Annotated in this window: 13 protein-coding genes and 1 other RNA gene; 6 read left to right on the forward strand and 8 right to left on the reverse strand. The window is 63.2% G+C overall.

Annotation, left to right across the window (positions count from 1 at the left end):
• Nucleotides 1-36 precede the first annotated feature (36 nt).
• Entirely contained in the window at nt 37-525 is a 489-nt protein-coding gene (locus IB235_RS21825) for a hypothetical protein (RefSeq protein WP_192338520.1), read from the forward strand.
• Here IB235_RS21825 and IB235_RS21830 read toward each other — a convergent pair.
• The 6 genes from IB235_RS21830 to IB235_RS21855 form a co-directional block, all read right to left on the reverse strand.
• Nucleotides 522-1739, reverse strand: coding sequence for a glycosyltransferase (locus IB235_RS21830; protein WP_192338521.1), 1218 nt, complete (start codon nt 1737-1739; stop codon nt 522-524). The two genes, IB235_RS21825 and IB235_RS21830, sit on opposite strands and share 4 nt — an antisense overlap.
• Nucleotides 1739-3331: an ABC transporter ATP-binding protein gene (locus IB235_RS21835; protein WP_192338522.1), complete on the reverse strand. Its 1593-nt coding sequence runs from the start codon at nt 3329-3331 to the stop codon at nt 1739-1741. The genes IB235_RS21830 and IB235_RS21835 overlap by 1 nt, the downstream gene beginning before the upstream one ends.
• The gene (locus IB235_RS21840) at nt 3328-4434 is read right to left on the reverse strand and encodes an ABC transporter permease (RefSeq protein ID WP_192338523.1); all 1107 of its coding nucleotides are present in this window, start codon (nt 4432-4434) and stop codon (nt 3328-3330) included. Before IB235_RS21840 ends, IB235_RS21835 begins: the two co-directional genes overlap by 4 nt.
• Nucleotides 4434-5579, reverse strand: coding sequence for a microcin C ABC transporter permease YejB (locus IB235_RS21845; protein WP_192338524.1), 1146 nt, complete (start codon nt 5577-5579; stop codon nt 4434-4436). The genes IB235_RS21840 and IB235_RS21845 overlap by 1 nt, the downstream gene beginning before the upstream one ends.
• A gap of 36 nt (nt 5580-5615) precedes the next feature.
• Complete coding sequence (locus IB235_RS21850; protein WP_192338525.1) at nt 5616-7514, reverse strand: extracellular solute-binding protein; 1899 nt, start codon at nt 7512-7514, stop codon at nt 5616-5618.
• A 174-nt stretch (nt 7515-7688) separates the two neighbouring features.
• A complete protein-coding gene (locus tag IB235_RS21855) occupies nt 7689-8222 on the reverse strand; it encodes a cytochrome c family protein (RefSeq protein ID WP_155042244.1) in 534 nt (177 codons plus the stop codon).
• 147 nt (nt 8223-8369) lie between these two features.
• Between IB235_RS21855 and IB235_RS21860 the strand changes: the two genes are divergently transcribed.
• On the forward strand, nt 8370-9239 hold the full coding sequence (locus IB235_RS21860) for a prephenate dehydratase (RefSeq protein ID WP_192338526.1): 870 nt from the start codon (nt 8370-8372) through the stop codon (nt 9237-9239).
• A gap of 18 nt (nt 9240-9257) precedes the next feature.
• On the opposite strand, the gene IB235_RS21865 is transcribed toward IB235_RS21860, so the two are convergent.
• Nucleotides 9258-9707 (reverse strand): hypothetical protein, encoded by a 450-nt coding sequence (locus IB235_RS21865; RefSeq protein ID WP_155042242.1) that lies wholly within the window; start codon nt 9705-9707, stop codon nt 9258-9260.
• A gap of 301 nt (nt 9708-10008) precedes the next feature.
• Here IB235_RS21865 and ffs point away from each other — a divergent pair.
• The 3 genes from ffs (at nt 10009) to IB235_RS21880 (ending at nt 12007) form a co-directional block, all read left to right on the forward strand.
• Nucleotides 10009-10107: signal recognition particle sRNA small type (ffs, locus tag IB235_RS21870), an RNA gene on the forward strand.
• A gap of 80 nt (nt 10108-10187) precedes the next feature.
• Complete coding sequence (locus IB235_RS21875; RefSeq protein WP_192338527.1) at nt 10188-11099, forward strand: PfkB family carbohydrate kinase; 912 nt, start codon at nt 10188-10190, stop codon at nt 11097-11099.
• Nucleotides 11096-12007, forward strand: coding sequence for a pseudouridine-5'-phosphate glycosidase (locus IB235_RS21880; RefSeq protein WP_155042240.1), 912 nt, complete (start codon nt 11096-11098; stop codon nt 12005-12007). The genes IB235_RS21875 and IB235_RS21880 overlap by 4 nt, the downstream gene beginning before the upstream one ends.
• Here IB235_RS21880 and IB235_RS21885 read toward each other — a convergent pair.
• Complete coding sequence (locus IB235_RS21885) at nt 12004-13053, reverse strand: patatin-like phospholipase family protein (RefSeq protein WP_155042239.1); 1050 nt, start codon at nt 13051-13053, stop codon at nt 12004-12006. The two genes, IB235_RS21880 and IB235_RS21885, sit on opposite strands and share 4 nt — an antisense overlap.
• A gap of 110 nt (nt 13054-13163) precedes the next feature.
• Here IB235_RS21885 and IB235_RS21890 point away from each other — a divergent pair, with 110 nt between their 5' ends.
• A complete protein-coding gene (locus IB235_RS21890; protein ID WP_155042238.1) occupies nt 13164-13796 on the forward strand; it encodes a LysE family translocator in 633 nt (210 codons plus the stop codon).
• The last annotated feature ends 27 nt before the right edge of the window (nt 13797-13823 follow it).

Raw genomic sequence — 13823 nt, forward strand, 5'->3', positions numbered from 1 at the left:
CCGCAGTTTCCTGATCACCCGATCTAGGAGACTGCGATGCAAAGGCTCGCCGCAATCATTCTTGCTTCCGCGATGGTGACCGGACCGGCAATGGCCCAGACACCGTTTGAGCCACCGCCCGCCGATCAGGAACAGCCTGGCGATCTGGAAAGCGATATCGAGCACGGCCTTCAGGGCTTCATGGAAAAGCTGCTGAAGGATGTGCAGCCGCATCTGGACCAGCTTGGCCGGGACCTGAACGACACCGTGAACAGCTTTGCTCCGGTGTTGGATGAGCTGAAGGGAATGATGGACGATGTCGGCAATTACCAGACGCCCGAGCGGCTGGAAAACGGCGACATCCTGATCCGCCGCCGTGCCGATGCGCCGCCTCCGCCACCGATCGGGAATACCCTGCGCGATTTTCTGGCCCCGAACCAACAGCCTCCGGCAGACAGCTTGCCGCCCGCCCCCGAGGCCACACCCTCGCCGGATCAGCCCGAACCCTTGCCCGATCCAGACGCCACCAACGAAATCGAGCTTTAGGCCCCGAAGCTTTCGACCCAGTCGATCAGGCGCGGCAGGCTGTGACTTTGCAGGTCGTAGCCGTCCACGATGGTCTGTCGGGCGGCAGCACGCAGCTGCGCATCCTCGGGGTCGCCCGCGAGGGCGCGGATCAGCGCCTGTTTCAGCGCGCCTTGGTCGAAGAACGGCACCAGCCGCCCATTCTCTCCGTCGCGGATCAGTTCGCGCACCGGCTCGGTATCCGAGGCGACGATATGGCAGCCCGCCGCCATCGCCTCGGTCAGCGACCAGCTGAGGACGAAAGGATAGGTCAGGTAGCAATGCACCCGCGCAATCTGCAGCAGTGACAGATATTGCGGATAAGGCACGCGACCCAGAAAGTGGATGCGGCTCAGGTCCAGTTGGCCGTCAAGCTCGACCAGCAGTTTCGCCTTCCAGCTTTCGGCATCGCGCGGCACCGTGCCGTAGCTGGCACCATCGCCACCGATCAGGACCACCTGCGCATTGGGACGGGCACGCATCACCTGGGGCAAGGCGCGCATGAAGCGATGAAAACCGCGATAGGGTTCCAGCGAGCGCGAGACATAGCTCAGCACCTCGTCTTGCGCCGTCAGCACCCGCCCGCCGGGCAGTTCCAATCGTGCATTCGGGTCGGGCCGTACCTTGCCGGTGTCGATGCCGTCATGGATCACGGTCAGCTTCTGGCGCAGTTCGGGCGGAAAGGAATCCGCCTGATAGCGGGTCGGCGCGATCCCGGCATCGGCCTGAACCAGTCCCTGGATCAGATGCGCCGAGCGCGCCAGCGTGGTCACGCGGCTTTCGTCGCTGTCGGGGGTCACTTCGGGGTCGAAGCCGACATCGTGACCGCGGGTGCGATACAGAAGTTCGGCATAGACCAGCAGCTTGGCCTCGGGCCAGATTTCGCGCAGAAACAACGTCTCGCCCCAGCCGCTGTGACCAAAGATCAGGTCGGGCGTATAGCCATGCCGGTCCCGCAGCGCCCGGCAACCGCGCGCCGCCAGCCAGCCGCGCTCGGCATAACCGGCATAGGTCCGGGCCAGACCGCGCACCGGGTTTTCCTCGGGTGGGGATTTATAGCGCACCGTGCGGATCGGGGAAGGACGCTGGTTGCCCTCATCGGTCAGCGCCATCACCTCATGTCCCCGCGCGGCCAGAGCCGGGGCCAGATGCAGGAACTGGCCCGGAAAGTTCTGGTGGACGAACAGGATCCGCATCAGGCCTTGCTCAGGAAAGCCGCCTTGATCAGGCGCTGGGTATAGTCGCTTTGCGGGGCGGCAAAGACCTGCTCGGTACTGCCTTGTTCCACTACCTCGCCCGCGCGCATGACCATGATCTGATGCGACATGGCACGGACCACGCGCAGATCGTGGCTGATGAACAGGAAGGCCAACCCGTGCTTGCGTTGCAGGCGGCGTAGAAGTTCCACGATCTGCACCTGCACGGTCATGTCCAAGGCGCTGGTCGGTTCATCCAGCACCACCAGTTTCGGCTTCAAGATCATGGCGCGGGCGATGGCGATGCGCTGGCGCTGGCCGCCACTGAACTCATGCGGATAGCGGTGCATCGTCGCCGGATCGAGGCCGACCTCGCGCATGATCTCATCGACCATCTCACGGCGGTTGCGGCCGGGTTCGACACCGTGAACGCCAAGCCCTTCCGAGATGATCTGCTCGACTGTCATACGCGGCGAAAGGCTGCCGAATGGGTCCTGAAAGACGATCTGCATGTCCCGCCGCAGGCCGCGCAACTCGCGCCCCGAGAGTTTCGCAATGTCGCGACCCATATACAGGATCGGCCCTTCGCTTTCGATCAGACGCATGATCGCCAGCGCCAGCGTGGTCTTGCCGCTGCCAGATTCGCCGACGATGCCCAAAGTCTCGCCCGAGCGGACGGACAGCGTCGCGCCATTTACGGCTTTCACATGGCCGACAGTGCGGCGCAGAAAACCGCGCTTGATCGGGAACCAGATGCGCAGGTCGCGGGTCGCGATCATCTCGGTCGCATCGGATGGGATTGGATCCGCAAGACCCTTCGGTTCTGCGGCCAAGAGCATCCGGGTATATTCGTGCTGCGGATCGGCAAAGATCTGTTCAGCCGGGCCTTGCTCGACGATCTCGCCGCCCTTCATCACGCAGACCCGGTCGGCGATGCGGCGCACAAGACCAAGGTCGTGGCTGATGAACAGCATCGACAGGCCCTCGGCGGCTTTCAGTTCCGCCAGAAGCTCCATGATCTGGGCCTGAATGGTCACGTCCAAGGCCGTCGTCGGCTCGTCCGCGATCAGCAATTCGGGGCCGTTGGCCAGCGCCATGGCGATCATCACCCGCTGGCGTTGCCCGCCCGACAGCTGGTGCGGGTAATCGGCCAGCCGGGTTTCCGGGTCACGGATGCCAACGCGATTCAGCAGTTCAATGATCCGCGCCCGCACCGCATCGCCATGCAGGTCCTGATGCAGGGTCAAGCTTTCGCCCAACTGCTGTTCCAGCGTGTGCAGCGGGTTCAGCGAGGTCATCGGCTCTTGGAAGATGAAGCTGATATCGTTGCCGCGCACCCGGCGCAGATCGGCCTCGGACGCGCCGACCAGCTCGCGCCCCTCGTAGCGAACGGAACCGGCAAGCTGCGCGGAATCGCCCAGCAAACCCACGGTAGACAAAGCCGTGACCGATTTCCCCGAGCCGGATTCGCCGACCAGCGCCACCGTCTCACCCTTGCCGACGGTGAAACTGACGCCCTTGACCGCGGGCACGATCTGCCCGTCCTGCCGGAACCCGATCCGCAGGTCTGAGACTTCAAGAACCGGCGTCATCGGAAGGTCTTTCTTGGGTCGAACGCGTCACGGATGCCCTCGAAGATGAAGACCAGAAGCGACAGCATGATGGCGAATGCGAAGAAGGCGGTGAAGCCCAGCCACGGCGCCTGCAGGTTCTGCTTGGCCTGCAAGGCCAGTTCCCCCAGCGAGGGGGCAGATGTGGGCAGCCCGTAGCCCAGATAATCCAGCGCCGCCAAGGACGAGATCGTACCGGTGACGACAAAGGGCAGCATGGTCAGCGTCGCCACCATCGCGTTGGGCAGGATATGGCGGAACATGATCTTGCGGTCACTGACGCCCAAAGCGCGGGCCGCGCGGACGTATTCAAAGTTCCGCGCCCGCAGGAATTCAGCCCGGACCACCCCGACCAAGGCGGGCCAACCGAACAGGATCGAGACGAAGACCAGCAGCCAGAAGCTGCGTCCAAGGATCGCAAACAGGATGATAATGACATAAAGAGAAGGAGTTGAACCCCATATCTCCAGCATTCGCTGGAACACCAGATCGGTGCGCCCGCCGAAATAGCCCTGCACGGCACCGGCCGAAATCCCGATGACCGAACTGACCACGGTCACGATCAGCGTGAACAGGATCGACAGCCGGAAGCCATAGATCACCCGCGCCAGCACATCGCGCGAGGTGTCGTCCGTGCCCAGCAGATGCGTGCCGTCCGGCGCGCTGGGGGCAGTGCCGACATTGTTGATGGTGCGGTAGTGGAAGGGGATCGGCGGCCAGATCATCCAGCCCTTCTGGACGGCCTCGCCCGCGACCATGCCGGTCTCGTGCGCTTCCTTTTCCACCGCCTCGGGGTCGTCCCAGCATTCCTCGCGACCGCCGGTGCGGATCAGGCATTGCACGCCGGGATCGGTATAGATCGCCTCGGTCCCGAAATCGCCGCCAAAGGTGGTCTCGGGGTAGAAGCGATAGACCGGGAAGTAATAGCTGCCCTTGAAGTTGACGACGATCGGCCGGTCATTCGCGATGAGTTCGGCAAAAAGCGAGGCCACGAACAGTACGGTGAACACCACCAGCGACCAGAAGGCGCGCTTGTTGCGGCGGAAGTTCCGCAACCGGCGGCGGTTGAGTTCGGTCATCGCCATCAGCCGGCCCTCCGCTCAAAATCAATGCGGGGATCGACAAAGACATACATCAGGTCCGACAGGATTCCGACCAACAGCCCCAGCAGGCCAAAGACGTACAGCGTGCCGAAAATCACTGGATAGTCGCGCTGCACGGCGGCCTCGAAGCCCAAGCGGCCAAGGCCGTCCAGCGAGAAGATCGTCTCGATCAGGATGCTCGAGCCGAAGAACACGCCCAGGAACATCGCCGGGAAGCCCGCAATCACGATCAGCATCGCGTTGCGGAAGACATGGCCGTAAAGCACGCGGCCCTCGGTCAGGCCCTTGGCGCGGGCGGTCATCACATATTGCTTGTTGATCTCGTCAAGGAAGCTGTTCTTGGTCAGCAAGGTCAGCGTGGCAAAGCTGGAAATCGTCGTGGCGATCACCGGCAGGGTGATGTGCCACAGGTAGTCCTTGGCCTTGCCGAACAGGCTCAGTTCCGAAAAATTGTCGCTGGTCAAACCCCTTAGCGGGAATATCTGCCAATAGCTGCCACCCGCGAACACCACCATCAGCAGCACCGCGAACAGGAAGGCCGGGATGGCATAGCCGATGATGATCGCACCAGAGGTCCAGGTGTCAAAGGGCGTGCCATTCTTGACCGCCTTACGGATGCCCAGCGGGATCGAGATGCAATAGGCGATCAGCGTCGACCACAGACCCAGCGTGATCGAGACCGGCATCTTTTCCAGCACCAGATCGATCACCGAGATCGAGCGGAAGAAGCTGACCCCGAAATCGAAGCGCAGGTAATTGCCCAGCATGATCATGAAGCGCTGTGCCGCGCCGATCTTTTCCTTGCTGCAATCGCGCGATTTCAGGTCAGGCTCGCCCTGATGGGCCGGGGTGCAGACGATCTTGGCAAAGCCCATCTGCACTTCAAGCTGGTCCAGAAGCTCGGGCGGAATGCCGCGAGCGCCCGCATATTCATTGGTCTGCGCCTGCTGGGTGTCACCCCCGGCGCCCGCGATATTGCGAAACGCGTCGCCCTCGCCCTGAACGCGGGCGATGACCTGCTCGATCGGGCCACCGGGGACGAATTGCGTCAGCGTGAAGTTGACCAGCATGATGCCGATCAGCGTTGGTATGATCAGCAGCAACCGCCGCAGAATATAGGCTGCCATCCTGCCCCGTCTTGTTTTCCAGCCTGATTTTCAGGCTCAGCGCAGTGCGCCGGATTGTTTCAGCTTTTCAGCCTTATCCGCGTCATACCACCAGAAATCAAGTTCACCCAGCGCATAGGCGGGCATGTTCTGGGGATGGCCGAAGATGTCGTAATAGGCCAGCGTATAGGTCGCCTTGTACCATTGTGGCACCCAGAAGCGCAGCGCCCGAAGCGAGCGGTCCAGCGCGTGGATGGTGGTGTCCATCTCTTCCTGCGTGGTGGCCTCGATGCCCTTCTTGATCAGCGCGTCGATGGCCGGGTTCGCCAGCCCCATCGGGTTGAACACGTCGCTGGTGTTTTCCGAACCAAAGACCTGCTCGGTCCCGCCGCTGATATAGAAGCTTTGGCCAAGGCTGTCGGTCACCATGTCGAAATCATGGCTGCGGGTGCGGTTCGTCATCTCGGCATCGTCGACGCGGGCATTGACGGCATCAATGCCAAGCGCGCGCAGGTTCTGGACGAACGGGTTGATGATGCGGTCGAAGCTTTGGTTATCGTTCAGGATTTCCAGCTTCAGGATCTCATTTTTCGAGTTGCGGCGCAGCCCGTCGGCACCGACCTTCCAGCCCGCATCGTCCAGCAGTTTCGATGCCTTGCGCAGATTGCCCCGATCCAGCTGGATCTTGCCCGAGACCGGCTGCATCACCGCGTCATCGGTCAGCACGCTGGGCGGCAGGTCCTTGGCCAAGGGCTGAAGCAGCGCCAGTTCGGCCTCGGAGGGCTTGCCGGTCGCGGCCAGATCGCTGTTGTCCCAGAAGGAGTTGACCCGCGTGTTCAGCCCATAGAACAGCGTCTCGTTCGACCATTCGAAGTTGAAGACCAACCCGATGGCCTCACGCACGCGGACGTCCTGAAACTTGGGCCGGCGCAGGTTGAATACCCAGGCCTGCCCGGTGGCGATGTCGCCGCGCGGCAGGACCTCTTGCTTGACAGTGCCATTCTTGAGCGCCGGGAAATCATAGCGCGTGGCCCAGTGGATCGACGACACCTCGTTGCGGAAGGTATAGACGCCCGCCTTGAAAGCCTCAAAAGCGCTGTCGTAATCGCCGAAATATTCCAGCCGGATCTTGTCGAAATTGTGCCGCCCGACATTGATCGGCAGATCCTTGCCCCAATAATCCGGGTTGCGCTTCACCGTCATCGAGCGGCCCATCTCGGCCGAATCAAAGACATAGGGACCCGAGCCCAGATAGGGCTTGTCGGTGGATTGTTCGATGTCGCGCTTGTTCTTGAGGAAATCCTCGCGCGAGAAGACGATCTGGCTGCCGACCTGCTGGATCACATCTCGGCGCGGATAGCCCTGCTGGAAGATGAACTTGATCGTCTGCGGGTCGATCACCTCGGCCTTGGCGACCATCTTGGCAATGCCGGTGCGATAAGACGACAGCCCCTTGTCACGCAGCAGCTCGAACGAGAACAGCACGTCATGCGCGGTCAGCGGTGTCCCGTCCGAGAACTTCGCATCGGGGCGCAGATGGAAGATCACCCAGTCGCGGCTTTCGGGATATTCGATGGTCTCGCAGATCAGGCAATAGGACGAGCCGCGCTCATCCAGCGCGTCCTCCATCAGCCGTTCCAGCATGATGACCGACAGCGAGCCCGCCCGGCCACGATGGGTAAAGGGGTTGTAGCTGTCAAAGCCGCCCATCGCCCATTCCGAAATTTCGCCGCCCTTGGGCGCGTCCGGATTCACATAGCGCAGATGCTTGTAATCCTCGGGCAGTTCGGGTGCGCCAAAGGTCGAAATCCCGTGCGAGATAATGGTTTTCGCCTGCGCGGGCTGGGCTGCGGCTGCGGGCGTTGGCGATGGCTGCTGTTCCTGCGCCAGGGCGAAGCCGGGGACCAGCGCCAGAAGCGCAACCATCGGGGCATGTCGCAGCATGTGCATCGTCATCGGGAATTGGTGATCCTTTGGGCTAGTCTGCTCCGGCCGGGGCCGGCTTGCCCGACAGGCTATCAGCCGAACCCGTCCGTTCAACAAGCAAATGCGTGATGCATGGGGCAATTTCCGGTGAATGCAAAAAGGGCGCCCAAATCGGACGCCCTGTCAGTCAAGCCCGATCGCGGCTTATTGCAGGCCTTGCAGATAGGCGATCAGGTTGGCGCGATCCTCGACCTTGGGCAGACCGGCGAAGGCCATCTTGGTGCCTTTGACGATGGATTTCGGGCTGGTCAGGAACTCTTGCAGCGCTTCGGGGGTCCAGTCGCCGCCATGCGCCTTCATCCCGTCCGAGTAACCGAAACCGCCGATGCTGGCGACCGGGCGGCCGACAACGCCGTTCAGATGCGGGCCAGTGCCGTCCGAACCGTCGATCTTGTGGCAAGCCTTGCATTTGCCAAAAACCTTCTCGCCTGCAGCGGCATCGGCCGAGGCCATGACAGTGGCGAAATCCGGGCCTGCATCCTTGGCCTCACCCTCGGCGCCGCCTTCGGCAGCTTCGACCGGGATGGTATAAGCCTGGGCATGTTCCTCGCCCTCGGCACCGTGACCCGCAGGGCCGACATGGAAGATGCCCGACGCTGCCCATTGCATCAGCAGAAGGAACAGAAGCGCACCGATTAAAGCTCCGGCTGCCTTGGTGACGGTCATGGTGTCGAACATATCTGCGGATCCCTGTTGCGGTCTTTCCGTGGAAACAGGGGTATCTAGGCGCTTTTGTTCTGTCCGATCAAGGTATAGTTGTGCCCTCGCATGGAACAGGCCGTCAGGTGTGCACTGCCCGCCACGGCCCGGATTTGAGGCATCTACATGACCAAGAACGTGATCGCATTCCAGGGTGAACCCGGCGCCTACAGCCATCAGGCCTGCCGATTTTATCGGCCGCAGATGGAGGCCCTGCCCTGCCGCACGTTCGAGGACACCATCGAAGCCGTCCGTCAGGGCCGTGCGGAACTGGCCATGCTGCCGGTCGAGAACTCGACCTATGGCCGGGTTGCCGACATCCATCACCTGCTGCCCGAAAGCGGGCTGCACATCATCGACGAGGGATTCGTGCGCGTCCGCATCGCGCTGCTGGGCACGCCCGGCGCGCGGATCGAGGACATTTCCGAGGCCATGAGCCACCCGGTTCTGCTGGGCCAGTGCCGTGGATTCCTGCGCCAGCATGACATCCGCAGCATCGTTGGCGCGGATACTGCCGGTTCGGCACTGGAAGTCGCGCGTCGCGGGCAGAAATCGCTGGCCGCGTTGGCTGCGCCGCTGGCGGGCGACATCTACGGGCTGGACGTGCTGGCTGAGGGCATCGAGGACCGCCAGAACAACACCACCCGCTTCCTGATCATGTCGCGAGAGCCCGATTGCTCGCGCCGCACCAATGCTCTGGGCGGGGAAACCATGATGACGACATTCGTCTTCCGCGTCCGCAACATCCCGGCGGCGCTTTACAAGGCGATGGGCGGCTTTGCCACCAACGGCATCAACATGACCAAGCTGGAAAGCTACATGGTCGACGGCATCTTTACCGCGACGCAGTTTTACGCGGATATCGAGGGTCATCCCGAGGACCCGGCCGTCGCCCGCGCGCTGGAGGAGTTGCGCTACTTCACCTCCAGCATGGAGATTCTGGGCGTCTATCCCGCCGATCCGCTGCGCGCCGAACAGCAGGCCTTGACGGCCTGAGCCCGACCCCGTGACCGGTCAGCTCAGCTGGCCGGTCGCCGCGCGTCCGACGAAATCGCCGATCCGTTGCGCAAACTTGCGGTCGATCTGGGCGCGGCTCAGCTTGGCCGTTTGCAGCAGCAGGCGCGCTTTCATCCCGCGCGGGCGGACGTCAGCCTCAAAGATCAGCCGCGATTTGGTGGGCGTCAGCGCCACCACCGTCATCACGACGCCTAGCTCGAACATATCGGATTTCCCGGCCAGTTCGATCCGTTCGGGCGGAGTAATCGATTGCACCGCCAAATCCACATCGCGCTGCTTGCCGCGCCAGTCGAAGCCGATGGTCCACGCATTCGTCCCATTCGTGCCGGTGCGCCGGACCATCGCTCCCTTGCGCAGCAAAAGCCGCTCAATTTTCGGAAAATCGCTGACCGCCGCGAAAAGTTCGTCGGCGGAAATGTCAGTGTCTTCGCGGGTCGAAAATTTCATCTTGCACCAGGTCGGAATTGAGAACGCCTTTTGTTAAACGCAATGCCTTGGCCCAATGCAAGGCTACCGGGCGCGTCCGGGCAAGAATCGGCAAATAACAACCCAAAGCTGTATCGACCGCCTAAAAGCGCATCTCAGCGACAGATGGGCGCGCAATTTCGTGCCAGACCGCAGCAATCTTGGCCTGTGTTGACAGATCAGGAACATGCGCCTTGACCGGGATGGATTTATTGCCCGGCAGCCACATCTTTAGTTGTTCAGAAGCGCTTGCATCCCGCGCGCCATCCGCCTATCTAGGCGACGAGAGGTTGGCGCGGGCGAGCGCCTCGCCAACCCGGTCAGGTCCGGAAGGAAGCAGCCGTAACGAGCCCCGCTTGGGTCGTTGTCCAGCCTCTCACCCAGATTTTCGCCATGCCCCTTTTGCGGCATCGGCGCGCCTGACCCAAGCCAGCCCGGCCCCAGCCAGAACGAGCGCATCCCATGCCCGACACGCCGCAGATCCTTTGCCTCGGCGCGATGCTTTGGGACGTGATCGGGCATAGTCCCGTCAGCCTGCGACCGGGCGATGATGTCGCAGGCCGCATCCACCAACGCCCCGGCGGCGTGGCGCTGAACGTCGCCGTGGCCCTGGCCCGCAACGGCCTGCATCCCGCGATTCTGTCGGCAGTCGGCCGTGACGCCCCCGGCGAGGCGCTGATCGCCGAGACCGAGCGGCTGGGCGTCGCGACCGATTGGCTGTGGCGCGACGGTCCCCTTCCCACCGATCTGTATATGGCGGTCGAGACCCCCGACGGCCTGTTTGCCGCCATCGCCGATGCGCACGGGCTGGAGGCCGCCGGTACCGATATTCTGGCCGCGATGCAGGACGGACGCCTTGGCAGCGATGACGCGCCTTGGCAGGGCACGCTGGTCATTGACGGCAACCTGACGCGGCAGACACTGGCTATGATCGCCGCCTCGCCCTTTCTTGCCCGCGCCAGCCTGCGCATCGTCCCGGCCAGCCCGGACAAGGCGACGCGTCTGACCCCGCTGCTGGATCATCCCAACGCCATTTTCCACATCAACCGCGCCGAGGCCGAGGCCATCTCCGGGCAGCAATACAATTGCGCTGCATCCGCGGCCGAGGCGATCGTCGCCATCGGTGCGGCGCGCGTCATCGTGACCGACGGCCCCCGGCTTGCGGCCGACGCCGCCCAGAGGCTTAGCACCATCACCCATGAACCGCCGCCCGTCACGGCGCGGCATGTCACCGGCGCGGGGGATGCGTTCCTTGCTGCCCATCTGGCCGCGGAACTTGCGGGGCTGCCACGGGCGGGCGCGCTGGAACGCGCCATCCTTGCGGCTTCGGCCCATATCACCGCGCATCCCGTCACAGGAAAGGATCACGCATGAAGGATCTTCTGGTCTTCGCCCCCGAAGTCGCCAATGCACTGGCCACCGGCGCACCCGTCGTCGCGCTGGAATCGACGATCATCACCCACGGCATGCCTTATCCGCAAAACCTTGAGGTCGCGCGGAAAGTCGAAACCACCGTGCGCGAGGCCGGGGCGGTTCCCGCCACCATCGCCATCATCGCAGGCAAGATCCATATCGGGCTGGATGACGAAACGCTGGAATCCCTTGCGGCGACGCCGGGGTCCGAGGTGATGAAGCTGTCGCGCGCCGATCTGGCGGCCTGCCTTGCGCTTGGTCGGACAGGGGCCACCACGGTTGCAGCAACGATGATCTGTGCCGAACTGGCGGGCATCCATGTCTTTGCCACCGGCGGCATCGGTGGCGTGCATCGCGGGGCCGAACTCAGCTTCGACGTCTCCGCCGATCTGCACGAACTGGCACGCACCCCGGTCACCGTGGTTGCTGCCGGCGCCAAGGCGATTCTCGACCTGCCCAAGACGCTGGAAGTTCTGGAAACGCTGGGCGTTCCGGTTATTGCCGTCGGTCAGGACCAGCTTCCGGCCTTCTGGTCGCGGGAATCGGGCCTTGCCGCGCCCTTGCGCATGGACGATCCGGCCCAGATCGCGGCCTCGGCCCGGATGCGCGCAGCGCTGGGGCTGGATGGCGGCCAACTGGTCGTGAACCCAATCCCCGAAACCGACGAAATCCCGCGCTCCGTCATGATTCCGGTGGTCGAACAGGCGCTGGCCGAGGCCGCCGAACAGGGCATTGCCGCGAAATCGGTGACGCCCTTCCTGCTGCAGCGGATTTTTGAGCTGACGGACGGCCGCTCGCTCGACGCCAATATCGCGCTGGTGCTGAACAATGCGCGCCTTGCTGCGCGCATCGCCACTGCGATGGCCTAAGCGAACAGCGCGGGCAGGTTCACCGAATCGCGCTGGCCAAGGTTCTGCCCGTGATACTGCAGGAAGCGTTCGGCCGCCGCGCGGCCCGCTTCCCGCAGCTCGGCGACCATGCCGGGCTTGGGCACGACCTTGGTCGTCGCGCTCAGTGAACCCATCATGAAATCATCCATGACCATGTGGATCAGCACGTTTTTCATCGGGCGACCGGTCAGTCGGTCCTCGTCATGCAGGCGCTTGACGAAGTTGATCGCCCGCAATTCCCGCAGCAACGAGGCGTTGAAGCTGATCTCATTGATCCGGTCCTGAATCTCCATCGGGCTATGCGGGACCATGTCGCGCAGCATCGGGTTGATCGTCACGATCACCACATCGCGCGGCAGATCCGGCGCGAATAGCGGGAACAGCGCCGGATTGCCCGAAAATCCCCCGTCCCAATAGGCCTCGCGCCGCCCGGTTGCCGGATCGGGAATTTCCACGGCCCGAAACAGCGTCGGCAGGCAGGCCGAAGCAAGAATCGCGTCCACCGTCACCTCGGCCCCGCCAAAGACCCGGATACGTCCCGTCCGCACATTCGTCGCGCTGACGAACAGGCGCGGCCCCCGGCCTCGGGTCAGGTCGGGATGCGGCATCTCGCGCAGGATCGCGGCCAGGGGATTGCTGTAGAACGGCCCGCAATCATAGGGGCTGAAGATGCGGGTGAACCCCTCCAACCAGGCAAAGGGCGAGATCATCTCGGTCAGACGCTGCAGCGCACGGGGCACCGGGAACAGCGAATGCATCCAGCGCACGACGCGATTATCGCTGACCTGCGCGATCTGGGACCAGATATAGTCCAGATTCTCGCGCGCCGCATCGCGCCCGATCTTGCCCGGACCACAGGCCAATCCTGCCGCCAGCGCAGCCCCATTCAGCGCCCCGGCCGAGGTGCCGCTTATCCCGGCAATCTCGATCCGCTCCTCCTGCAGCAGCCGCTCGATCACACCCCAGGCAAAGGCGCCATGCGCGCCGCCACCCTGAAGGGCCAGGTTGATGCGTTTGGGCTCCATGCAAACCTCATGCCTTATGCAGGTGCAACATACATTGCCGCAACGCAGCATCAAAGCCTTGCCTGACCGCACTCGCACAAGGATGATGTGCGCGTGATTAGGAGAGACAGATGCCCGAACTGACCGCGATGATCGGCTTTTCCGCCTTGGCACTTGGCATGGTGCTGACGCCGGGACCGAACATGATCTACCTGATCTCGCGCACGCTATGCCAAGGCAGCCGTGCCGGGCTGGTGTCACTGGGCGGCGTCGCGCTGGGTTTTGTCGTTTACATGCTCTGTGCGGTGCTGGGGATCACCGCGATCGTCATGGCAGTGCCCTATGCCTATGACGCGCTCAGAATCGCGGGCGCGATCTATCTGGGCTGGCTCGCATGGCAGGCATTGCGCCCGAATGGCCGCAATGTGTTCCAGTTCCGCGAACTGCCGCCCGACAGCCCGCGCAGGCTGTTCGTGATGGGCTTCCTAACCAATCTGCTGAACCCCAAGGCAGCGGTGCTTTACCTGTCGCTGCTGCCGCAATTCATCAACCCGGCGCAGGGCCCGGTGCTGACGCAGGCACTGACCTTGGGAACAACCCAGATCGCGATCAGCCTGACGGTGAATGCGCTGATCATCCTCAGTGCGGGCCGCGCGGCCCGCTTCCTCGGCGATCACCCGGGCTGGAGCATGGTCCAGCGTCGGCTGATGGGCACGGTACTGGCGGGCCTTGCCCTGCACATGCTGCGCGAAACCCGCAGGTAACGCGCAACAAAGCGGCTTCTTCGTTTC

It is taken from the genome of Paracoccus sp. PAR01 (assembly GCF_014851995.1).
In the GTDB taxonomy this organism is placed as follows: domain Bacteria; phylum Pseudomonadota; class Alphaproteobacteria; order Rhodobacterales; family Rhodobacteraceae; genus Paracoccus; species Paracoccus litorisediminis.